The organism is Williamsia sp. (assembly GCF_036566845.1).
In the GTDB taxonomy this organism is placed as follows: Bacteria; Actinomycetota; Actinomycetes; order Mycobacteriales; family Mycobacteriaceae; genus Williamsia.
The window spans coordinates 1-2,896 of the sequence record NZ_DATCVM010000161.1; the positions used below are offsets into that span (position 1 = coordinate 1).

2 protein-coding genes and 1 pseudogene are annotated in these 2,896 nt (G+C 63.1%); 2 read left to right on the top strand and 1 reads right to left on the bottom strand.

From position 1 onward, the window contains the following. Together VIQ49_RS15810 and VIQ49_RS15815 are read left to right on the top strand one after the other, a co-directional pair. A pseudogene (locus VIQ49_RS15810) lies at positions 1-489 on the top strand (hypothetical protein); the annotation flags it as partial. Between the two features lie 392 nt (positions 490-881). Beyond that, the gene (locus VIQ49_RS15815; RefSeq protein ID WP_013470159.1) at positions 882-1,901 is read left to right on the top strand and encodes a L,D-transpeptidase; all 1,020 of its coding nucleotides are present in this window, start codon (positions 882-884) and stop codon (positions 1,899-1,901) included. Between the two features lie 687 nt (positions 1,902-2,588). Here VIQ49_RS15815 and VIQ49_RS28970 read toward each other — a convergent pair. Next, positions 2,589-2,780, bottom strand: a complete 192-nt coding sequence (locus tag VIQ49_RS28970) for a TniB family NTP-binding protein (RefSeq protein ID WP_310833622.1) — start codon at positions 2,778-2,780, stop codon at positions 2,589-2,591. Between the last annotated feature and the right edge of the window lie 116 nt (positions 2,781-2,896).

The following is a 2,896-nucleotide window of genomic DNA, read 5'->3' on the forward strand; positions in this document are numbered from 1 at the left end:
TCCACGAACGCTTCCGCGCCCAAGGACTCACGGCCCGGACCTGCTGGCGGCCAGCGAGGCAGTCGGCAACCACTGCTCGACCTCGTCGAACCCACCCTTGTGTATTTCCACCGGCGGGCCTATCAGCGCGCCAACCGCGAAGACCTACTTCGCCATCTCGCCGAGCCGACCACACCGCCGTCGACCACACCTGGCCAGGAGCAGGCCACCGTCCTCTTCGTCGATCTGGCCAGCTTTACCCCACTGACCGCGACCATGGGCGATCATGCGGCAGCTGAAGTATTGCGCAGGTTCGGCATCACAGTGCGCAGCAGCGCCGCACAACACCGAGGAAGGATCCTCAGGCGCGCCGCCGGCCAGTTCCTGATCACCGAGACCTCCGCGACGCGACCGGACATCATCCCCCAAGCCGACTTCACTGCCCTGCCCCGCGGCGACTCAGGGGAATTCCCGATCCGATGTGTCTTGTCGAAGTCCGGCAGCGCATAGGCAGCCGCTCTACCCGCACGACGGACCCCGTGTGCGGCATGCTCCTGCATCCCGCCGACGTCGTAACCCAAACACCTTGGATGGAACGGAATGCATTTCTGTAGCGAGGCCTGTAAGCAAGCATTCGTCGACCACCCCGATCGCTTCGTCACCACTGAACGCCGTTAGGCAAGCCGCCAACTACCGCGCCCGCCACCGCCTACCAGAGCATGAGTGTTCATCGAACACCATTGCTGTGTTCGCACAACACCAGACGCGCCGGGGACTGCCGTGACTGGGTGCTGCCATCTGAACTACTGGCCGCGTACGTACACAGTAGACTGGCCGGCGAGGCATCGCAGCCTGCGTACCGTACGACACTCGACAACACTCGCGTATGACCGGAGGTGACAATGCGCAAGCACACCAGGTACAGGCTCGCCGCAGCGATCGTCATGGTCGGCCTGGCCTCGGTTCTGGCGATAGGCAGCCCATCTGCGCTGGCACAGCCCGGTGTGCCACCACCTCCTCCGGCCCCCATCGATCCGGCGGCGGCGCCACCTCCGCCAGCCGATCCGTTCGCGTTCCCGCCGCCACTTCGACCAGCGGATCCGTTTGCGCCACCGCCACCGAACCCGTTCCTGCCGGCTCCGTTGGCGGCGACGTCTCAGCCGGTCCCGGAAGGCACCCCGGCGGGGCAGAACCCGACTCCGTACGTCGGGGAGCCGGTTTTTGCGCCGCCGTCGTTCAACCCGGTCAACGGGTCGATGGTGGGCGTCGCAAAGCCGATCTACATCAACTTCGCCCGGCCGATCGCCGACCGCGCGATGGCCGAACAGGCGATCCACATCTCGTCGAACCCGCCGGTGCCCGGCCGGTTCTACTGGACGAGCGACACCCAGGTGCGGTGGCGACCCCAGGACTTCTGGCCCGCGAACGCCACCGTCAACATCGACGCAAGCGGCGCCAAGTCCAGTTTCCGCACCGGCGAGTCGCTGGTGGCGACGATCGACGACAAGACGCACCAGATGCAGATCCACCGGAACGGGAAGCTGGAGAAGACGTTTCCGGTGTCGTTAGGCAAGAAGGGCTTCGACACCAAGAACGGGACCTATTACGTGCTGGAGAAGTTCGCCGACATGGTGATGGATTCCTCGACTTATGGCGTGCCGGTCGACTCGGCGGAGGGCTACAAGTTGAAGGTGCAGGACGCCGTCCGGATTGACAACAGCGGCATTTTTGTGCACAGCGCGCCGTGGTCGGTGGCCTCGCAGGGCAATTCGAACGTCAGCCACGGCTGTATCAATCTCAGCCCGGCCAACGCGCAGTGGTTCTTCGACAACTTCGGCAGCGGTGACCCCGTCGTGATCAAGAACACCGGTGGCGGCCTGTACAACCAGCCCGACGGCGCCTCGGACTGGCAGATCTTCTGAGCCGACGTCGTCCGCGGCGTTGAGAACCGCTATGCACGCGCGCTGCTGCATATGTGGGGTAGGCATGGAAGATTTGGGCAACCCTATGACCTCGCCACAACGTCTATCGTGCGCTGTCGAGAACGCCGTTAGCCCGGGCCAGTTCAACGTTGACAAGATGGCGACATCCCCGCGTCGGACCACCGCGCTGTGCAGTGCCATGGTGGCCAGCCGGGACTTCTGTTCGACGCGGACAAGGACGACCCTGAGTTCGGGTACCGCTCACCTTTCATCCGGGAGTCGATGCTGTATCTGACGATCCTGTTGGAGAACACTAGGGCGTTGGCGCGGTAGGCCTCGGTGATGGGATGGGCCAGCCAGCGGTAGTAGGGCTGGCGGGCGAGCTTGAGGAACCCGCACGTCCTAGCGCGGCGATCGCGTCGTTGTCATCCTCGTTGCCTGTGCGGGTACTTGCCAGAAAGACGTCGCAAAGTTTCGTCGCGATTCTCACGACTTCGGTATCTGGGATCAGGTCGCCTATGGTTTTGAGCGCTACGCACGCGCACGCACGGATGCTGCTCGATCTGCTCGGAAGGAGATCCGAGCAGTCGGAGTACTCGGCGAGCTTTGCCGCAGCGTCTCGCACGTCTTTCTTATTGCCGACCAAGATGAACTGACTTGTAGACCACGCATGCGAGTCGGCCATCGCTAATGCGTTGCAGTCATCGAGTAGCGCGTTGTGTTGTGCTCATGCAGTCCGATACCGATGAGCAGCACGGGCAGGGGAAACTCGTTGGCGATGTATTTGAACTGGTTACTCACATCGGTCATGCGTTCCTGGCGGCCGCGCAAGAAGTGCAGGTCGTCGATGATGAGCAGCCGTGTCTCACAGGAGGACACATCGTCAAGAGCGAACCGCAGCAGTTGTTTTGCCCAGCCCGGGCAGTCCGCTGAGTGCGATCATCGGTTTGGTGTCCTCACCGGTCTGGCAGTTGCAGGCCACGAAGTCTTCGAGT

Coding starts and splice junctions, on each gene's coding strand:
- VIQ49_RS15815 (WP_013470159.1), top strand. CDS start 882: ATGCGCAAGCACACCAGGTACAGGCTCGCCGCAGCGATCGTCATGGTC.